Origin of the sequence: Listeria aquatica FSL S10-1188, from assembly GCF_000525795.1 — a bacterium.
GTDB lineage: Bacteria > Bacillota > Bacilli > Lactobacillales > Listeriaceae > Listeria > Listeria aquatica.
On record NZ_AOCG01000004.1, the window covers coordinates 36,774 to 54,088 of the forward strand.

Annotated in this window: 22 protein-coding genes; 19 read left to right on the forward strand and 3 right to left on the reverse strand. The window is 35.9% G+C overall.

Going from position 1 to position 17,315, the window contains the following annotated elements:
• The first annotated feature begins 37 nt into the window (after positions 1-37).
• The 14 genes from dcuC (at position 38) to MAQA_RS03585 (ending at position 13,234) form a co-directional block, all read left to right on the forward strand.
• Complete coding sequence (gene dcuC, locus MAQA_RS03525; RefSeq protein ID WP_036071470.1) at positions 38-1,402, forward strand: C4-dicarboxylate transporter DcuC; 1,365 nt, start codon at positions 38-40, stop codon at positions 1,400-1,402.
• Positions 1,403-1,416: 14 nt separating this feature from the next.
• Positions 1,417-2,316 carry a ribokinase gene (gene rbsK / locus MAQA_RS03530; RefSeq protein ID WP_036071472.1) on the forward strand — a complete coding sequence of 300 codons (900 nt, stop codon included), beginning with the start codon at positions 1,417-1,419 and terminating at the stop codon, positions 2,314-2,316.
• The gene (locus MAQA_RS03535; RefSeq protein ID WP_036071474.1) at positions 2,313-2,777 is read left to right on the forward strand and encodes a GNAT family N-acetyltransferase; all 465 of its coding nucleotides are present in this window, start codon (positions 2,313-2,315) and stop codon (positions 2,775-2,777) included. Before rbsK ends, MAQA_RS03535 begins: the two co-directional genes overlap by 4 nt.
• 89 nt (positions 2,778-2,866) lie before the next feature.
• Positions 2,867-3,865, forward strand: a complete 999-nt coding sequence (locus tag MAQA_RS03540) for a LacI family DNA-binding transcriptional regulator (RefSeq protein WP_036071476.1) — start codon at positions 2,867-2,869, stop codon at positions 3,863-3,865.
• Between the two features lie 111 nt (positions 3,866-3,976).
• A complete protein-coding gene (gene mscL / locus MAQA_RS03545) occupies positions 3,977-4,372 on the forward strand; it encodes a large conductance mechanosensitive channel protein MscL (RefSeq protein ID WP_036071478.1) in 396 nt (131 codons plus the stop codon).
• Between the two features lie 161 nt (positions 4,373-4,533).
• A complete protein-coding gene (locus tag MAQA_RS03550) occupies positions 4,534-4,905 on the forward strand; it encodes a YxeA family protein (protein WP_036071482.1) in 372 nt (123 codons plus the stop codon).
• 145 nt (positions 4,906-5,050) lie between these two features.
• Positions 5,051-5,251, forward strand: coding sequence for a hypothetical protein (locus tag MAQA_RS03555; protein ID WP_036071484.1), 201 nt, complete (start codon positions 5,051-5,053; stop codon positions 5,249-5,251).
• Positions 5,193-5,705, forward strand: a complete 513-nt coding sequence (locus tag MAQA_RS03560; protein WP_077913544.1) for an HI_0552 family protein — start codon at positions 5,193-5,195, stop codon at positions 5,703-5,705. Before MAQA_RS03555 ends, MAQA_RS03560 begins: the two co-directional genes overlap by 59 nt.
• Before the next feature lie 5 nt (positions 5,706-5,710).
• Positions 5,711-6,085: a hypothetical protein gene (locus MAQA_RS03565; protein WP_036071489.1), complete on the forward strand. Its 375-nt coding sequence runs from the start codon at positions 5,711-5,713 to the stop codon at positions 6,083-6,085.
• 759 nt (positions 6,086-6,844) lie between these two features.
• Positions 6,845-8,524, forward strand: a complete 1,680-nt coding sequence (locus MAQA_RS03570; RefSeq protein ID WP_036071493.1) for a DUF6044 family protein — start codon at positions 6,845-6,847, stop codon at positions 8,522-8,524.
• 666 nt (positions 8,525-9,190) lie between these two features.
• Positions 9,191-9,961, forward strand: a complete 771-nt coding sequence (locus MAQA_RS03575) for an SDR family oxidoreductase (protein WP_036071514.1) — start codon at positions 9,191-9,193, stop codon at positions 9,959-9,961.
• Positions 9,962-10,577: 616 nt separating this feature from the next.
• Positions 10,578-11,513, forward strand: a complete 936-nt coding sequence (locus MAQA_RS03580) for an SIR2 family protein (RefSeq protein WP_052008442.1) — start codon at positions 10,578-10,580, stop codon at positions 11,511-11,513.
• Entirely contained in the window at positions 11,491-11,889 is a 399-nt protein-coding gene (locus MAQA_RS14840; protein ID WP_052008443.1) for a hypothetical protein, read from the forward strand. Before MAQA_RS03580 ends, MAQA_RS14840 begins: the two co-directional genes overlap by 23 nt.
• Positions 11,858-13,234 (forward strand): ATP-binding protein, encoded by a 1,377-nt coding sequence (locus tag MAQA_RS03585; protein WP_052008444.1) that lies wholly within the window; start codon positions 11,858-11,860, stop codon positions 13,232-13,234. The genes MAQA_RS14840 and MAQA_RS03585 overlap by 32 nt, the downstream gene beginning before the upstream one ends.
• Before the next feature lie 411 nt (positions 13,235-13,645).
• Here the strand turns inward: MAQA_RS03585 and MAQA_RS15265 are convergent, their stop codons facing one another.
• Both MAQA_RS15265 and MAQA_RS15270 read right to left on the reverse strand, forming a co-directional pair.
• Complete coding sequence (locus MAQA_RS15265; protein WP_036071519.1) at positions 13,646-13,882, reverse strand: hypothetical protein; 237 nt, start codon at positions 13,880-13,882, stop codon at positions 13,646-13,648.
• Between the two features lie 130 nt (positions 13,883-14,012).
• Positions 14,013-14,309, reverse strand: coding sequence for an ArsR/SmtB family transcription factor (locus tag MAQA_RS15270; RefSeq protein ID WP_241463067.1), 297 nt, complete (start codon positions 14,307-14,309; stop codon positions 14,013-14,015).
• A gap of 73 nt (positions 14,310-14,382) precedes the next feature.
• On the opposite strand from MAQA_RS15270, the gene MAQA_RS03605 reads away from it, so the two are divergent.
• Positions 14,383-14,982, forward strand: a complete 600-nt coding sequence (locus tag MAQA_RS03605; protein ID WP_036071497.1) for a flavin reductase — start codon at positions 14,383-14,385, stop codon at positions 14,980-14,982.
• Positions 14,983-15,288: 306 nt separating this feature from the next.
• On the opposite strand, the gene MAQA_RS14535 is transcribed toward MAQA_RS03605, so the two are convergent.
• Entirely contained in the window at positions 15,289-15,426 is a 138-nt protein-coding gene (locus tag MAQA_RS14535) for a hypothetical protein (RefSeq protein ID WP_159099955.1), read from the reverse strand.
• Positions 15,427-15,540: 114 nt separating this feature from the next.
• Between MAQA_RS14535 and MAQA_RS03610 the strand changes: the two genes are divergently transcribed.
• The 4 genes from MAQA_RS03610 to MAQA_RS03625 all read left to right on the forward strand — a co-directional run.
• Positions 15,541-15,942: an Lrp/AsnC family transcriptional regulator gene (locus tag MAQA_RS03610; protein ID WP_036071499.1), complete on the forward strand. Its 402-nt coding sequence runs from the start codon at positions 15,541-15,543 to the stop codon at positions 15,940-15,942.
• Positions 15,943-16,012: 70 nt separating this feature from the next.
• Positions 16,013-16,336, forward strand: coding sequence for an HTH domain-containing protein (locus MAQA_RS03615; RefSeq protein WP_036071500.1), 324 nt, complete (start codon positions 16,013-16,015; stop codon positions 16,334-16,336).
• Between the two features lie 356 nt (positions 16,337-16,692).
• Positions 16,693-16,986 (forward strand): WXG100 family type VII secretion target, encoded by a 294-nt coding sequence (locus tag MAQA_RS03620; RefSeq protein ID WP_036071501.1) that lies wholly within the window; start codon positions 16,693-16,695, stop codon positions 16,984-16,986.
• A gap of 79 nt (positions 16,987-17,065) precedes the next feature.
• A partial coding sequence (locus tag MAQA_RS03625; protein ID WP_036071502.1) for a TIGR04197 family type VII secretion effector occupies positions 17,066-17,315 on the forward strand: 250 nt, incomplete at its 3' end.

Here is a 17,315-nt window from a genome sequence, read left to right on the forward strand (position 1 = left end):
AGAATCAAGCAAGAAAAAGGGTACGAGGATATCGCATATGATTGAGTTGATTTCTACAGTTGTCATTGTTGCGATGGTTTTTTACTTGATTGTGAAGAAATATCAGCCGGCACTTGTGCTACTTTTAGCCGGACTCATTTTGTTTTTCATTGCACTGTTACTTGGAAATCCGATTTTAGAACCAAAAGAAGCAACGGGTTTAGGCTTCTTAGATGTTTTTAAGCAACTTGAATTAACATTTGTTGATCAGCTTAGCGTGGTGGGCATCACGATTATGACTTTGTTTGGCTACGCGTCTTACATGAATCACTTAGGCGCAACCGATGTTGTAGTGGGAATTTTAACTAAGCCGCTTTCAAGAATCCGGGCCAAATATTTATTAATACCGATTGTATTTCTCGTTGGGAATTTGCTTTGCTTGTTTATTCCAAGTTCATCGAGTTTAGCTGTGATTTTGATGGCTGTCCTTTATCCTGTTCTAAGAAAAGTGGGATTAAGTCCGCTTACGATCGGCGGGGTGATTGCAACTGTTGCAACGGTCGTACCAACGCCGCTCGGAGCGGATAATGTGATTGCGTCAAAAACACTTGGAATTTCGCTTTTTGACTATGTTTTCCTTAATCACGCCCTTATTTCAATCCCAACAATCCTTGTGATGGCGGTTGCGCATTATTTCTGGCAACGCTATATGGATAAACGTCAGGCGGGAAAAGCGTTCCTAGTTCAGGAAGAAATACATAATCAGCAGGAAACGAAGAAAATACTTCCCCCTAAATATTATGGAATCTTGCCGTTACTTCCACTCATTTTTATTGTCATTGCTGGCTTGTTTTTCCGTGATATTAAAGTAGAAGTAGTGATTCTGACTTTCCTTTCCTTCTTCATTGTGCTTGTAATTGAAACCCTTCGAAAACGAAATTTAAAACAAGTTTTTGATGGCTCCTTTGAATTTTTCAAGGGAATGGGGCAAGGCTTTACACAAGTTGTGATTATTGTCATCGGGGGTGTCTTTTTCGCCAAAGGCTTGCAAGCACTAGGCGTAATTGAGATGTTGATGCACTCCGTTCAAAATGTTCACAGTGCGGGAACCATCTTAACGCTGTTTTTCAGCGGTATCACATTCCTGTTTGGCCTTGTAAGTGGTGGGGGAACGCCGCTTTTCTATGCTACCATTCCACTTATTCCAGATATCGCAGCAAGTGCACATGTTGATGCGATTCAACTAGCCTTGCCGATGCAACTTGTAGCACATTTGACACGCTCAATGTCGCCAGTTGCAGGAGTCATCATGATTGTAGCAGGCGTTATGCAAGTATCGCCCATTGAAATTGTCAAACGAACGAGCATCCCGATTTTAGCTGGGATAGTGACAGTCATTGTGTTATCATTAGTGATTTTGTAAGTGAGGAGATAAGAATGAATCAAATTTGTGTAGTAGGAAGCCTAAATGTCGATACAACGATGACCTTTAAAGCACTTCCTCAAGTTGGCGAGACAATTGCCGGAAAGACCATCAAACATTCTGCGGGTGGTAAAGGCTTCAATCAAGCAGTCACGGCGAGTCGACTTGGCAGTAAGGTAAGCTTTGTCGGGGCGATTGGACGTGATGAGCGTGGTGAATTTTTACAGGCGATTCTCACCGAAGAAGAAATTGACCAAGAAAAAATCGCTGTTATGGATGATGAAACAGGGCAGGCTTTTGTTGCCGTGGATGAAGCAGGGAAAAATATGATTTTGATGTATGGCGGTGCGAATGAAAAAGTGACGCGAGAACTCATTTACGCGGCGGAAGCGAAAATTGCTGCAAGTGACATTGTGATCTCGCAGTTTGAAATCCCGGAAGAAGCCGTGCTAGAAGCTTTTCGGATCGCGAAAAAAGAAAAGAAAACGACGATTTTAAACCCTGCTCCTGGAAAAACCTGCAGTGAGGACTTGCTCGCTTTAACCGACTACTTGATTCCAAATGAAACAGAGCTCGAACTTGTGACCGGTAAAACACTTCAAAATCAAACAGAACGGATTCAGGCAGCTAGAAAATTGCTTCAACTAGTTCAAAAAGCCGTCATCGTTACGCTTGGCGATGCAGGCTCGCTCTTAGTCTCGGTGGAAAGCGAAACGCTAGTTCCCGCTAAAAAAGTAAAAGCTGTGGATACAACGGCCGCAGGCGATAGCTTTATTGGCACTTTTGCACACTGCATTCAAACGCAGACAGCAGAAGAAGCGATTCAAAAAGCAACGGAAATCGCGGCGATGGTTGTAGCGCGCGAAGGAGCCTACACTTCGATTCCAACAAAGCAGGAGTTAAAAGAGCAATGATTCGCCGCATCGAACATCGAGAATTCCAGCAGGCGGAAAAGCTGCTTGTAGAGGTGAAGGGAAGCTTGAATGCGCACCAGTGGAACCGAGATTATCCTTCCAAGATGGTGCTTCAAAGCGACCTTGAAACTGGCAGTTTGTTCGGATGGTTTGAAGCTGAAAGGTTGTTCGCGATGGTAACGCTCACGAAACAGCAAACGGGTACTGTGAAGCAGTTTAACTGGCAAGAAGCAAAATCCCCCGTTTTCATCCAAAGAGTCATGACTTCGCCGCTAAAACGCGGGCAAGGGCTTGCGCTTAGGTTGCTAAAGTTTGCTGAGGACGAAGCAATGGCGGCTCAATGTGACGCACTTTGTAGTGTGACGGGTGTGAACAACCGGGCGATGCGACATCTGTTTGATAAACGAGGATTTAAAAAAAGTAGCGGCAGGCTCTGTTCCAGAACGCTATCCCTATCATGAATTTTTGGCTTTTCAAAAGGAAATTGGCGGCCCGTGTGGAATTTTGCTAGAATAGAAGAAGATAGGGAATCTACGGGGAGTGGATCGATTTGGCGAGTACGATAAAAGACGTGGCGAAAGAAGCCGGCGTTTCCATTGCGACTGTTTCAATGGTCATTAACAATAAGGCAGATCACATCACAATGAAAACGAAGAAAAAAGTTTTTGATGCGATTGCAAAACTAGATTATAAGCCGAATTTAACGGCAAGAAGTTTAGTTTCGGCAAAAAGTTTTACAGTAGGCTTGTTAGTTCCAGATATCACGAATCCATTTTTTGCAGAACTTGCGAAAGCATTTGAAAAAGAGTTGAGCAAAGAAGGCTATATGACGCTTTTGTGTAGCTCTTTTGAAGAAAGTGAGCGAGAAAAGCAGTACCTGAGCGAGCTCATTTCGCGTGGTGTCGATGGCGTAGTGATTTGCAGCTTGACGAGCATGGAAACACAAATTTTGGATGCGCTCAAACAAGCGAAAATTCCTTATTTGATTCTCGACAATCGTTATTCACTCGAGCAATTTTCCGTTCACGTGGATGATTATAAAGGCGGGGTCCTTGCGGCTAGCGAACTGCTTGCAAATGGTCACCGCACGACGGCCTTTATCGGTAGCAAAACCCCTTACGTCAATATCGCCAACCGTTTGCAAGGTTTTCAAAATGAAATCGAGCGCGCAGGCGGAGCCGTGTTGACGTTTAAAACCGATCTTACAAGAAGCGGCGGGGAAACGATTTCAGAAGAACTATTTTCGTCTGAGGCGACAGCCGTGTTTTGCAGTAACGATCTTATTGCCGTCGGCCTGTATGATGCCGCGAATAAGCGTAGCTTGGCTTTACCAGATGAACTTTCTGTCATTGGTTTTGATGATATTAGCTTCTCGGATATTGTTAAGCCACGCCTCACGACCATTAAACAGCCGGTTCAGTTGCTCGCAGAAAAAGCCGTTCAACATTTACTTTTGATGAAAAAAGATCCAGACTATCATTTTTATAAAGAACTTATTCCCGTTTCACTTGTGAAACGGGAAAGCGTCACAAAGCCAGCTCACGTGTGAACTGGCTTTTAACATGCAAAAGGTATGACAAATCTAAAGAAAAATAGTATGATAAAACATGTTTCGATTTCATGATTTTGAGGAATCTAGCAAAGGAGAGGGAGGATCGAGATGAAAAAATTTGTTCAGGAATTTAAAGAATTTGCTTTAAAAGGCAATGTGATTGATTTAGCCATCGGGGTTGTTATCGGGGCAGCATTTGGGAAAATCGTTTCCTCGCTAGTCGATAATATCATCATGCCGCTTGTTGGTATGGTTCTTGGTGGTCTTGATTTCACAGAGCTTTCCGTGAAAATTGGAGATGCGACACTCAAATACGGATTATTTATCCAATCGATTGTTGATTTCTTGATTGTAGCGCTTGCATTATTTGTTTTCATCAAAGTACTTTTAAGCTTATCACGACGCAGAAATGCCGAAGAGGAAGAAGCTGAGCCAGAAGTTACGCCATCTGAAGAGTACCTAAAAGAAATTCGCGATTTACTACAAGAAAAGAAAGAAAACTAAATTACATAGTTTTGGCTGAACCGTCTGTTTGGACGGTTTTTTTGTAGTAATTTTTACGACTATAGCTGTAGACTCCTCTCTTGCTTCTGATGGATGGAAAGAGCTCTTTTTTTCGTTATAGTAGAAAGACGGGAAACGAGTGAAAGGATGGTCGTTTTTGAATGAAAAAATTAATAGGCTGGATTTTAGGATTTGTTGTGATTGTGGGACTTGCTTTAGGAGGAGCGAAACTCATCACTGCCAATCAATCGGGGGAGATGGCAGGAATTATAGATCGTTTCAATCCAATCGTAAAGGAAGAAGCCGTTTATGTGAAAACTAGCAAACCTGTCAATGTAGATGAACACGGGAATGCAAATTATAAATTGACTGCTGTAAATCAAGAAGGAAAAACAAGAACGATTGAATTTATGGCGATGGGTGAACTCAAGCAGGACCGCTTTTTAAAACTGAGTTCAAAAGGAGCTTACGTGGAAACTTATGAAGAAGTACCGCGTGAAAAATTGCCAGATAAGGCGATGGAAAAGCTTTAATCAAGAAACAACAAAACGCGCAGAGAAAGCCGAGTTAGACGAAGCTTTCCCTGCGCGTTTTATGGGGAAATTGGCTTTTTTCACTTGTCGGCGGTATAATTTATTCAAATAAGTAACCATTATTAAACTAAAAGAAGGAAATCCTATGAAATTAACGGCTTCAGATTTTGATGCGCTTTATTTACCTGAAAAGCAGTTCCGTAAATTGAAAGAAATTTATACGGAAGAAGAAATAGATATTCTAAAAAAAAGAGCGGAAAAGGCTCTGGCAAGAATGGCGAGAACTTGTGCTGGCGATATACAAAGGATTACCGGCAAACTCCGAATTGGCGAAGCCTTATATTGAAAGTTGGACAAATGGCTGGCAAATGAAAGGGCACTTTTTTGCAACATTTCGTTTCATTAATTGGGAGCAAAATGCAACGTGCATCAGTTTGCTATGGAATGCGAAATATTTGAAAGTAGGACTTGAATGGCAAGCGTATAAGGCGAAAAGTTCACTACTTGATGTATCCTTACATAACCATTATTTGCTACCGCTACTTCCAGAAATAAAAAAGGCGAATCATTATAGCGTTTGGACGTCTGCAAAAGAAGAGTTTACACCGTTTTTACTGCTTTCGGATTTTCAGGCAGGTGTTAAAAAAGAAATTTTAAGTGAGCTTGATAACAAGAATGGGCTTGGGGTAGGAGTCATTTTTGAAAAACGCGATTTAATGAATCCAGTAGAAACTTTCTTACCTTTCATTTCTGAATTAGAATTCCTTTATTCAAAAATGAAGCATGCATTTGAGGGGTGATTTTTATGAATAATCAAGTTGCGGATATTAGCATTTTACTTTTAATTCTTTCTTTGGTGGGTGCGCTTTTCTCCCTCTCTTTTTTAAGTCAAACTTGGGGGATTGTTTTGTTGATTGTCGGGATTCTTGTATTTATCGCTTCAATTGTGAGTTTGATTTTCTATCAAAAGCAGGCGAAAAAAGCAGCAGCTAAGCTGACGTCGAAAGTAAATGCCAAGCTAAAGTGGTGGAAAACGGACACTCAAGAAGGGAAGACTCTTTTATTTGTGGTCATTCAGTTAGAGAAGAATGGAAATACGTATGAAAAATACTATACCGCTTCTAGTGGAACGGCTGGATTGGCAGAATTAACACTTTTTTTTGGAAAAACATCCATTTGACTCGGAAATAGAAATTGAGATAAATGATAAAAACTTGTCATCTATTCGGATTCCTGAATTAAATCTTGTCATGAGTGACTCAGGAAAAGAGCTAGTCAAACAGATGTATTCCAAATGGAAAACAAAAGAGAAATTTTAAATATTGGAATACTTTTGTAAATTAGAAAACAGGGCTTGCTAATACCTTATTAATCTATAAGTGAATTTGCTTACTACATATATACATGAAATAGGTTTCAATTGATTAAAGAAATTTTGCAAAACCGAAAATAATTATCTTTTCAAGCTTGGCTAGGATAAATTTGAATTTATTTTTAAGCAAGCGTGCTTTGATTAGGAGGCTAATCGAAACTGCTCTATCAGGGGTAATAAGTTAATGGAGCTTGATAAAATAGAACGTCAGATACTTCATGGGAAGTTAGTGTTTTTTTTGTAGAATAATATACAAATGTTTTGGAGCACTATATCTGTAGTGTTCTTTTTTAGGTTATGTTATAGTAAAATGGTTTCCAATTTATTGATGATAGGTAAGGGGAAATGGGTTTTATTTTTTTTCTTGTGTGGAAATGCAAGAAGCCTTTTATATGGGCTATAAACGGGTGTTTAAATAGAGAAAAATATATACGGGTAGGGCAGTTAAAAAGAACAAGCCGTAGCCATTTAATGAAAAGGGATAAAAGGGACGGGTCTAATAAAAAAATTTTCTAAACAAAGTTTAAGCAACATGTTCAAACTCTCACGGGCATCGGAGGAAAAACAATGATAAAAAAACATAAATGGCTTTTTATTGCCATTCTATTATTGATGATTTATGTGGCACCCTTATTTATATTGGGTGGAAATAGTCATGTGAGGATTCATGATAATCTAGATTCTAATGTTACTTGGTACAAAATGGTTTTAAATAGCGGAGAATACACTGCAAAAGTGGGTACAGCAACTATTGATCAAATAATGGGAGGAAGCGTTTCAAGGGACGTTTTCGATTCGGAATTTGTTGGTATTGATTGGCTCTATTTCTTTTTCAGTACACCCATTGCTTTTGCGATAAGTCAATTGATTACTCGTGTGTTTGCTTTTCTAGGACTATTCTTATGGGCAAGAGATTATTTAATAAAGGATAAAAAATATATTGCCCCTTTATATTTTGTATCCCTTGCTTTTGCACTAACCCCTTACTGGCCATCTGGAATGCTTAGTACATTAGGGATGCCTCTTGCTTTATGGGCATTTTTAAATATTAGAAATCACAAGCGAAGCATTTGGAATGTAGTGATTTTAACCTTACTTCCGTTTTATTCTAGTTTGATCTTAGGTTTTTGTTTCTTCTTAGTGATGGTTGGATTTATTTGGCTTTTTGACCTCTTTAAGAAAAAACAAGTGAATATCCGTTTTCTACTTAGCATCTTGTACATGGGAATCCTTTACATGGGTGTGAATTATCGTTTTATTTATATGCTATTTTTTAATCCTGAACCGGATTCAAGAAGTGACTTTGGACTCAACCATTTAAGTGTAGGCCGTTCGATCAAACTTAGCTTGAAGAACTTTGTGAATGGACATACACATGATCAATCACTTGCTGGTTTTGTTATTTTACCAACTATCCTTTTCGTTTTCATTCTTATTCTTCTTCGTAGAGAATGGAAAAAAGAAAAGCTATTTTTATGGATGTTCATTTTTACATTATTTTTATCTTTTTGGTATGGATTTTGGTGGTTCGACGGATGGAATCCCATTAAAGAGCATGTCCAAATAATCCGAACCTTTAACTTTTCGAGGTTTCACTTTTTACAGCCATTCTTGTTCTATGGCCTTTTTGCTCTAGCTGTTGTTTACTTATTAAAAATGGGTATTTGGTGGAAAAAACTTGCTTATGTTGTAATAGCGTTACAACTCCTTGTTGTTTTTTCTTATAACCCTGAGCTTTACTATCATTACCAAGTGGGTGCACCAAGTATTAATCAGTTTTATGCAACAGAACAATTTGAGGCGATTAAAAAGTACATTGGCAAACCTCAATCTAGTTATCGAGTGGGAAGCATTGGCTTACATCCATCTATTTCCCAAGAAAATGGTTTTTATACGGTTGATGGCTATGTTAATTCTTATCCACTGACCTACAAGCGAGAATTTCGGAAAATCATTGCTGGGGAGCTTGAGAAGAGTCATACGCTTGAAGACTATTATGATAATTGGGGAAATCGGTGTTATTTATTCTCGGCGGAACTTGGGAAAAATTATGCTTTTGGTAAAACCTCTAAAAAGCATATTGAGCACTTGGATTTCAATTTAAAAGCATTTCGATCGCTCGGAGGAGAGTACATATTATCAGCTGTACCTATTGATAATGCATCGGAACAAAACTTGAAATTTGAAAAAGCCTTCAATAATAAACAATCTTATTGGAAAATTTATCTCTACAAAGTAACTTCTTAAATAGTTATCTCAATGCTGATTATATCCATTCTTTCATTTTTAAGTAATCTTGTGGAACATGAAGTAAAAAGAACGAATTAAATTTAGCCTTTGTAATACCAAAAGTCTTTTGATATAATGTGACCTATCAAATACATTTCAAGGGTGTATGACTTACTCAAAATTGTCCAATTTAAAAAGTTATTGGAGCATATCAGTTTTACGGATCTTTGATAAGTCCATTAATTATCTTGCTTCTAGTAGTATCAGGAGTATTTTATGTGAGAATAAATAGAATTTATCAGATAAAAAGAGCATCTCTTATAGATGCTCTTTTTTATTTTATTAAGTAAAACGATTCTCCCGTTCCCCATATAAAAGAGTCCCAGACAAATGTGAGAATAATCGTGCTAATTCTGTGTCATATCCTCCATGGCTAAGTTCAAAAAACTGGAGATCAGACAGCAGAAACAGCTTACTGATTGGATTAGGCACAGCCTTCATTCTGTTAGGTGGGTATGTATTTTGCCGAACAAAAAAAAGAGAAAAAATGTGGAAGGACTAAATAACAAGCAATGTGAGATAGAAAGGGATAATCAGGTACGGAAATCCTTTTCGTATCTACAGATAATGCTTTTTATAAATGTTATACGAAAAATATATAAAACAAATGACGGGAGATTAAAAATGATAATTTCGAACCAAACAATTATTATTACAGGCGGAACTTCAGGCATTGGACTTGCTTTTGCAAAGAAGTTTCTTGAATTGGGAAATAGGGTTATTGTTATCGGTCGTAACCAAAATACAATTGATCAAGTTACTCTGGAGAATAAAGGTTTAATTGGACTCCAAGGAGATGTATCAAGTGCTGACTCCGTGAGGGAAATGGCCACATTTATTCAAAATCATTACCCTGAAGCGAGCATTCTATTTAACTCTGCGGGAATCATGCGGGCTTTTAACGTGCTTGATGAGCAGATGAGTCTTGAACAAGTGACGGCTGAGGTGACAACTAATCTAAATGGAACTATTTGGATGACAAAAGCTTTGTTACCACAACTTGTCAAACAGCAAGAAGCCATGATTGTGACAATTAGTTCTGGTCTTTCTTATATTTCTTCTCCCATCCATCCTGTTTACTCGGGCACAAAAGTAGCAGTGCATAGATATACAGATGCGCTTCGAATTCAACTGAATAGAACAGGGAAGAATATCCATGTTTTAGAGATTGTACCACCACTAGTAAATGAAACAAATCTTGAATCCAATGGGGATGGAGAAAGTGTAAGCACTAGGATACCTAATATGACACTAGATAAACTTGTAAATGAAGGAATTAAAGGGATAAAGAAAAATAAAAAACGTGTAGTTCCAGGATTTTCAAAATTTCTTCGTCTGGCTGGCAAGATATTCCCCGATTTTTTAGCAAATGTAATGGGTAAAAGTGGAGAATAAAGATAAAAATTTTTGATGTAGAAGAGTCTAGAATTTATAAATTCTAGACTCTTTTTGTGGTTACAAAAGAATACAGTTTTTCAAGCCTGAAAAAGCTTATTTTTGGTCTAGAACATAGGATATAAAGAAAAGTCTAAAATATAGACAAACATGGACAAATGAAGATTTGAAAATTAAATAATGTGTTAAATCAAGATGCTAGAGAAAATATTTTGTTGTGGAACAAAGTAAAAAATTTTTTTATGCTATACTTAATGTGAGAAATTTCTGTTCTTTAAACGGGAGGAAGGTTGGATACTTATTAAGTATCTTTAATTGGCAATATGATGAGGTGAAAAATCCTAACTATAAAGGAGACGATTTACTTGGAAGAAAAATTAATCTATAAAGATGGTGAAAATGAAATTAAATATTGTAAAGAGGGGGTGAAAATTAATGGTGTAGTGGTAGATAAAGAAAAAAACATCTAAGAGCGAGAATGCGAAAGATATAGCAGAGCGATATAGAAAATCATTTTTACATAAACATTTAAAAACGTCAGTATGAAAATACCATTATTTTAACAGGTGCAGGCAGTTCTTTTGGAATTGGTAAAGGCAATATTCAAGGAAAATTAATGACTGGGCTCTGGGAAAAAGTGCGCGATAAGCTTTCTTACGAAAAAATTAAACAGATTTGTGGGAAAATAAATTTTAAAGAAATAAAAGAGGCTGATACAAATATCGAAGACCTACTCACCCATGCTCAGTTGTACCAACATATACATGATGATGATGAAGTAAACCATTTTATACTAGAATTCAAGGAAATTGTAAAAGAAAACTGTACATTAGAATTGCCAGATGAAAATTTTCATCAGCTATTTTTGAAAAAATTAGTATCAAAAAAGATGAAATATACTCGGCCAAAAATATTCACATTAAATTATGATACTTTATTCGAACAAGCTGCTGAAAAGAATGGCTATATGGTCATTGATGGCTTTTCTTTTAACTACCCTAGAAAGTTCAAAGGAACAAATTTTGATTTAGATGTGGTAACGAGAATGACAAATCAAAATGTATTAGAGGATAATTTCGTTTACAATGTTGTTCATATTTATAAACCACATGGATCAATTGATTGGAAACAAGAAAATAAAGATGATGTGATTAAGAGTGATACAGGTGAATCCTTAATGATATATCCGAGCTCTAATAAGTATGAGAGCTCGTATCAACAACCTTTTTTTGAGATGATGAGTCGCTTTCAACAAGAAACTAGAGCTAAAAATACTCTTCTAATAATTATTGGCTATAGTTTTGGGGATGAACATATTAATGCAATGATTTTTGAAGCCTTAAATGTCAATTCTAGTATCATGGTAATATTAGTTGCCCCTGATGCATGTGCAGAGAAGAAATATGAAACATTGCATACTAAAGTTACTCAAACTGGAAATGTAATATTAACGGAACAAAAATTTGAGGAATTTGTACATATGTATCCCGATTCTAAAATCTATGCTCAAAATGAAGAGGAGGCTTACAATGGTTACGAAGAAACCATTTGATCATAATTATTTTATAGGTTATGTTAGCCATGTAAGTCCTCAATGTGTAAAAGTTCATTTCCCATCATCCATTTTATTAAATAAAACGATTTTTTCTGGGGAAGAATTTAATGGGGGACTAGTAGGTAATTTTGTTACTATTGAAGCTGAAAATGATGGATTTATTGGTAAAATTTCTGAGATTAACTTGCCTGAGAAAGAGAGGCTAGCTTTATCAGAAAAGTCATTTCAAAATTCGGATTTTCATCCAACAGCAACAATTGAGGTGTTACTGTCATTTGATTATTTTGATGGAATAGCCAAACACACACTGAATGCCTTCCCAAATATAGGAGCAAAAGTATTTGTATGTCCAAGCGGTTTTATTGAAGAGTAGTATGATTAAAAATTTTGGAACAAAAAAATTGATAAATAAAGAAGTTCCCTATGTTGATTTAGGCTGTTTAACCTCAAATTTAGATACGAAAGTATGTGTAAGTCAACAAGCTCTTTTCAATCGACATTGTGCTATTGTTGGGACGACAGGTGGAGGGAAGAGCTATACGGTAGCACGACTCATTGAGAATATGGTGGCTAATCAGTCTAAAGCTATTTTGTTAGATCCTACGGGAGAATACTCAGTTATGGAAAAAGGTGTTCAATCAGTTACCATAGGGGAGGATAGTTATTTTCCATATCAAAAGCTAACAAGAGAGGATTTATTCTTTTTAGTGAAACCGTCTGAAGGTGTTCAGAAACCGAAATTGTTAGAAGCGATCCGTTCTTTAAAAGCTGTTAAAATTTATCAAAAAATGAAAAGCACAAGTGAAAAAAATGGAGTCCAAAATTTGTTAAAAGCGTTTGTAAATGAGGACGAGACTTTAGTTATTAAAGCGGGTAACAATATTGTTGAATATGAGCGATTTAGTACGAAATATTTTAGTGATATCGAATCTGATAATTTGGAGTTAAGTATAAAACATCTAGGGAAACAAGTAATTAATGAATGTATCTCTCCTCCAAAGAATTCGAAAACATTTGGTAGCCGTAATGAAAACGATGTTAATTTCTGTTATGGAATGGTAAATCGAATATATAATTTAATAAATACAAAAGTATATGATGATGCTTTTAATTTTAGGGACAAAAGACTAGATGATCAGAACTTAACGGCAATTATTGATCAATTTATTAAGGAAGATCAACAAGATAACTTTGTTTTGAGAATTGGATTTGAAAGTATAGGGTATGAATTCCAAGCACGTGAAATTTTAGCTAATGCAATTGGGCGATATCTTCTTAAATTAGCACGAGAAAAACAATTTAAAGAAAATCCATTAGTGTTTATATTAGATGAAGCGCATCAATTTCTAAATAAAATAGTTGTAGATGATTTCTTTCAATCCACGGCTCTTAGTTCCTTTGAGCAAATCTCTAAGGAGAGCAGAAAAAATGGTTTGTTTTTGTGCTTATCAACACAGATGCCAAGGGATATTCCCACAGGAACATTATCTCAGATGGGGACATTTATAGTGCATAGACTTATAAATTATAATGATAAAGAAGCAATCCGACAATCTTGTTCTTCTGCCAATTCGGATATATTATCCTATTTGCCTATACTTGGTGAGGGAGAAGCAATTTTAACAGGGGTAGATTTTTCAATGCCTTTGAGTATAAAAGTTTCAAAACCAAATGTTCCTCCAGATTCAAGTACACCTATGTTTAAAGTTCAAAAATAAAAAATGGGAGCAAGCTATTATTTAATAGCTTGCTTTTTAGTGCCAATAGAGTATACGCTATTGCCCCAGTCATCATTAGGCGTGTTCCGCCACTCCTATATGGGGCGTTTAACCTGGGCAAAAAGCAGAAGGGAAATAAGCAGAAAAAACCAGTATGGAAAAAGGGAGTCAACCATACTGGTAAAAAGGGATTGTGGAAAAGCATCCATAAAAAAGGGAGTAAAAATGGATGTTCTTCATTTGTTAAAATCAGTTTACCGTTTGAGATTTTAAAAAAAGTAGGAAATCGATAAAAAAACAATGAGAATTTTTTTTGGTTTTCGTGTCCAGAAAACGATGGGTTCATGAATAGTATTAAGACCACTTTTTGTCATTTTATTTTTAAATGGCACAAATTTTAAGAATTAAATGTCAAAAAAACTTTTCTCCAGAGCTAGTTAAATAAACGCTTCTATTTTCAGTATTTGAAACGATGAAATTTTCCCTCACACATAGGTTGAAGAATGCTTTACCCAAATTTCCTCCTAAATGAAATGTTCTTTCTGTCCAATCTAAACAAGGTTTAATGAAAATTCCAGGTTGTTTTTTAATTTTATTGATGTCAACACCAATAGATTCAAAGTAGATAGTCCCTATATTAGTTAACATCAGATAATCATCATCAAATTTTATATACTCATTTTGAAGCAAATAGTTGAAGAAAGAAACTCCTAGCTTGCCAGCTAAATGTCTATAGCAAGAGCGTCCGATTTTCAGCTTTTGATATTCACTATTTTCATTAAATGATTTGACTTTTTTTTATAGGACTTATATTCATAAGATGCTCTAATAAATTTGCAATTTCTTCCGAACATAACCGGTAGTAAACATTTCTACCCTGTTTATAAGAAGACACCCAATTTAATTCACACATAATTTTTAAATGATAAGTAGCCGTATGGCTTTTTATCTTCGCCTTTTTTGCTAACTCACTTACCGTATGAAATTTCCCGTCCATTAAAGTCGTTAGAATTTCTAATCGAGATTGATCTGCTAAAGCTTTAATTATTGCTTGTAAATCTGGATACCCATTCATATTTTTTTCACTCCTTATATATCGATAATCATCGAGGTGTATTTAAATTATACTATAGTTAGAGGTGAGGAAAATGTTTAAAAGAATAGAAAAGGAAAGTTTTTACTATGGATTTCCTGTAGTACTTATGACGACAAAAGATACCACAAGTGATAAAGATAATATTACTGTCATTAGTTCTACATGGACTTTAGGGAGAACGATTGTCGTAGGCTTAGGGTTAGCAAATAAAGGATTTTTAAATTTAATAGTTGGAAAGGAGGCAACATTTAATATAGCTGATGCAAATATTTGGGAAAAAATTGAGCAGATCGCGAAAACAACTGGAAATGAAAATATTCCTGACTACAAGAAAAAAGCGGGATATACCTACTGCCCAGATAAATTTAAATTAGGTGGACTTACAAAGACTCGTGGAATAGACATATCTTGTGTAAGAATTAAAGAATGTCCCATTCAAATCGAAACTATCATTACAGAAATAACCATTAGAGCAGATTTTGCAATTGTAGAATGTGAAATGAAAGGAATATTTGTAGACGAGAAAATATTACATGATGATTCTCATATAGACGTAAATAAGTGGTTTCCTTTGATTTATAAATTTAGAGAGTATTCATCGACCAACGGATCATTAGGGGTAAATTTTCGATTTCAAGAATACAAAAAATAAACTAAATTCGCGTGTCCAGAAAATGACCATTTACTGGACACGCCCGTTTTTCACTCATTTTTTTCAAAAAGGGGCGTGTTCAGTTTATACATCCATCGATTAATCTGAATTTTCTGGATATACTATCGATCGAGTTCTGAAAGGATATGCCTATATCACTGAATTAGATAGGGGCACAAACTAGTTCAAATAATTTCTTTAAAAGAATTGCATTCTCTTTTGTTAAGCATATTTGATTTTTGACTAAATAATTTGAAATAGCTAAAATTAATTCGTTTAAAGAAATTGCGTTTTTTTTGGTCTAATTCAATTTCGTCGCTCCATGCTATGAGAATTTTTTTTTAATCCAAAGGTATTCTCTTCAACTAAATTTTGAGCAAGTAAAGTGATTATTGGTGTTGCAGCCTTCAATTGTGCTTTTGTGTTATAATATGAAAGATCCATATACATACCTCCAAATAATTTATCTACCATTATTATAGAAAATATGTAGTTATAATTATATGGGTTTGTGAAAAAATAAACAACGGTATATTTTCATCGTGAAAGGATAATTAAATGGATGAACTGGACAAAAAAATCATACAGTTTCTAAGAGAAGACAGTCAACTAACAAATAAAGAAATCGGAAGTAAAATTCATTTAACTGGACAAGCAGTTGGCAAACGAATATTAAATTTAAAAGATGAAAAAGTCATAGAGAGCTACACGATAAAAGTTAATTATGCGAACAAACAATTTATTCGCGTGTTTATGGAAGGAAACTATTTCCAAAATATAGAACAAAAGATTATGGAATACACTGAAATCGATGAATTTTATAAAGTAAGCGGACATGCCTGTTATGTGGTCGTTGCGCATTTTGAGCAGCAACATTTAAATGATTTTATTGAGGCTATTTCAAAGTGGGCACGCTGCAGTGTAGATACCGTTGTAAAGGATAAATTTAAAATGCGATGATGTCAATATGTCCTTTTTGAAATGAGTCCTTGTAAATATAGTATATAAGAAAATCAAAGGAAGTGATGATTTGGAGTATAAAGAAATTTCAGATGAAAATTTAACAGGCTTTATCGAGGTACTGCAAAAAGACTTTGCTTTTTCAGAGCAAGACTTTTACTTACTATTTGATATGGGTACAGAAAGAATGAAAACATTATCTCCGGAAAGTGATGACTATGCTCTCCTGCATCGTAAACTGGCCTCACTCGTATTACCCTTTACAAGTGAAATATCAGCTGATGAGAGATTGGAGACACTGATTGATTATTTACATACTAGTTTGAAGATCCCGTATCCTATTATTGCCAGTTATGCATGTGTCGAAGAAATAGAGTTAAAAAAAATTTGTTAACGGTCAATTTGGAATTTTATTAGATAGTAAAAAGTTTGAGGCTTATACAAAGTTAAACACGCTGTATAACATTTTAATGGATCCTCATAATTTCTTTTTAGTAGGATGTAAATAAACGTAATCGCAGATTCAAAGAGCCACTCAATTTTGATTCGTAGATATAATTGGAGGATCCATGATGTAGTTACCCCATGGATCTTTTTTCATTGCCTATGAATTTCTCTAAAATAGTTGATGGAAAAAACATGCGATTCATTTCTAAGCTAAAATTTCACAAATTGGACACAGACAAAGCTGGAAAGTTGTGCTATATTTAAAATTGATAGAAAACAATACATAAATAGGAGATGAGATTCATGTCAGGACAAATCAGAATGACCCCAGCGGAATTACGCGACCGTGCGAAAACTTATGGCACAAGCGCACGGGATATCGAACAAATGCTACAACGCTTATCTCAAACTCAAGAACAACTTCGGAGCGAATGGGAAGGACAAGCTTTTGCAAAATTTGATGATCAGTTTAATCAATTGAAACCAAAAGTAACCGAATTTGCGAATTTGATGGACCAAATTGAACAACAACTTCAAAAAACAGCCAGTGCTGTGGAAGAACAAGATCAACAACTTTCTCAAAACTTCGGGTTTTAAGCTTAATACCGAATACGCTCCTTATGAGTTTCTCGTAAGAGGCGTTTTTTCTTAAAAAGGTGGGAAGGAGAGGCTAAAAATGAGTACAGTAGCCAGCGATTTAGGGCAAGCTTCCGAAAAAGCGACGGCCCTTCAGCAAGCAGTTTCTATGCTTCAGGGGCAAGGAACAACCGTTACGAAGGATGAAGAAACAACGGTTGGAGGGAATACACAAGCACACACGGCGATTCAAGCAGAAGGCGAAGCGGTTTCCCAGATTGCGAATGCTTTAACGACGGCAAGTACGGACTTGCAAAGCGTCGCGGAGGCCTTTGCATCGAAAGATGCGA

Excerpts from the sequence above, each read along its gene's own strand:
- dcuC (WP_036071470.1), top strand. The coding sequence starts at position 38 with ATGATTGAGTTGATTTCTACAGTTGTCATTGTTGCGATGGTTTTTTAC.
- rbsK (WP_036071472.1), top strand. The coding sequence starts at position 1,417 with ATGAATCAAATTTGTGTAGTAGGAAGCCTAAATGTCGATACAACGATG.
- MAQA_RS03535 (WP_036071474.1), top strand. The coding sequence starts at position 2,313 with ATGATTCGCCGCATCGAACATCGAGAATTCCAGCAGGCGGAAAAGCTG.
- mscL (WP_036071478.1), top strand. The coding sequence starts at position 3,977 with ATGAAAAAATTTGTTCAGGAATTTAAAGAATTTGCTTTAAAAGGCAAT.
- MAQA_RS03550 (WP_036071482.1), top strand. The coding sequence starts at position 4,534 with ATGAAAAAATTAATAGGCTGGATTTTAGGATTTGTTGTGATTGTGGGA.
- MAQA_RS03555 (WP_036071484.1), top strand. The coding sequence starts at position 5,051 with ATGAAATTAACGGCTTCAGATTTTGATGCGCTTTATTTACCTGAAAAG.
- MAQA_RS03565 (WP_036071489.1), top strand. The coding sequence starts at position 5,711 with ATGAATAATCAAGTTGCGGATATTAGCATTTTACTTTTAATTCTTTCT.
- MAQA_RS03570 (WP_036071493.1), top strand. The coding sequence starts at position 6,845 with ATGATAAAAAAACATAAATGGCTTTTTATTGCCATTCTATTATTGATG.
- MAQA_RS03575 (WP_036071514.1), top strand. The coding sequence starts at position 9,191 with ATGATAATTTCGAACCAAACAATTATTATTACAGGCGGAACTTCAGGC.
- MAQA_RS03580 (WP_052008442.1), top strand. The coding sequence starts at position 10,578 with ATGACTGGGCTCTGGGAAAAAGTGCGCGATAAGCTTTCTTACGAAAAA.
- MAQA_RS14840 (WP_052008443.1), top strand. The coding sequence starts at position 11,491 with ATGGTTACGAAGAAACCATTTGATCATAATTATTTTATAGGTTATGTT.
- MAQA_RS15265 (WP_036071519.1), bottom strand. The coding sequence starts at position 13,882 with ATGTTAACTAATATAGGGACTATCTACTTTGAATCTATTGGTGTTGAC.
- MAQA_RS15270 (WP_241463067.1), bottom strand. The coding sequence starts at position 14,309 with ATGAATGGGTATCCAGATTTACAAGCAATAATTAAAGCTTTAGCAGAT.
- MAQA_RS03605 (WP_036071497.1), top strand. The coding sequence starts at position 14,383 with ATGTTTAAAAGAATAGAAAAGGAAAGTTTTTACTATGGATTTCCTGTA.
- MAQA_RS14535 (WP_159099955.1), bottom strand. The coding sequence starts at position 15,426 with ATGGATCTTTCATATTATAACACAAAAGCACAATTGAAGGCTGCAACA.
- MAQA_RS03610 (WP_036071499.1), top strand. The coding sequence starts at position 15,541 with ATGGATGAACTGGACAAAAAAATCATACAGTTTCTAAGAGAAGACAGT.
- MAQA_RS03620 (WP_036071501.1), top strand. The coding sequence starts at position 16,693 with ATGTCAGGACAAATCAGAATGACCCCAGCGGAATTACGCGACCGTGCG.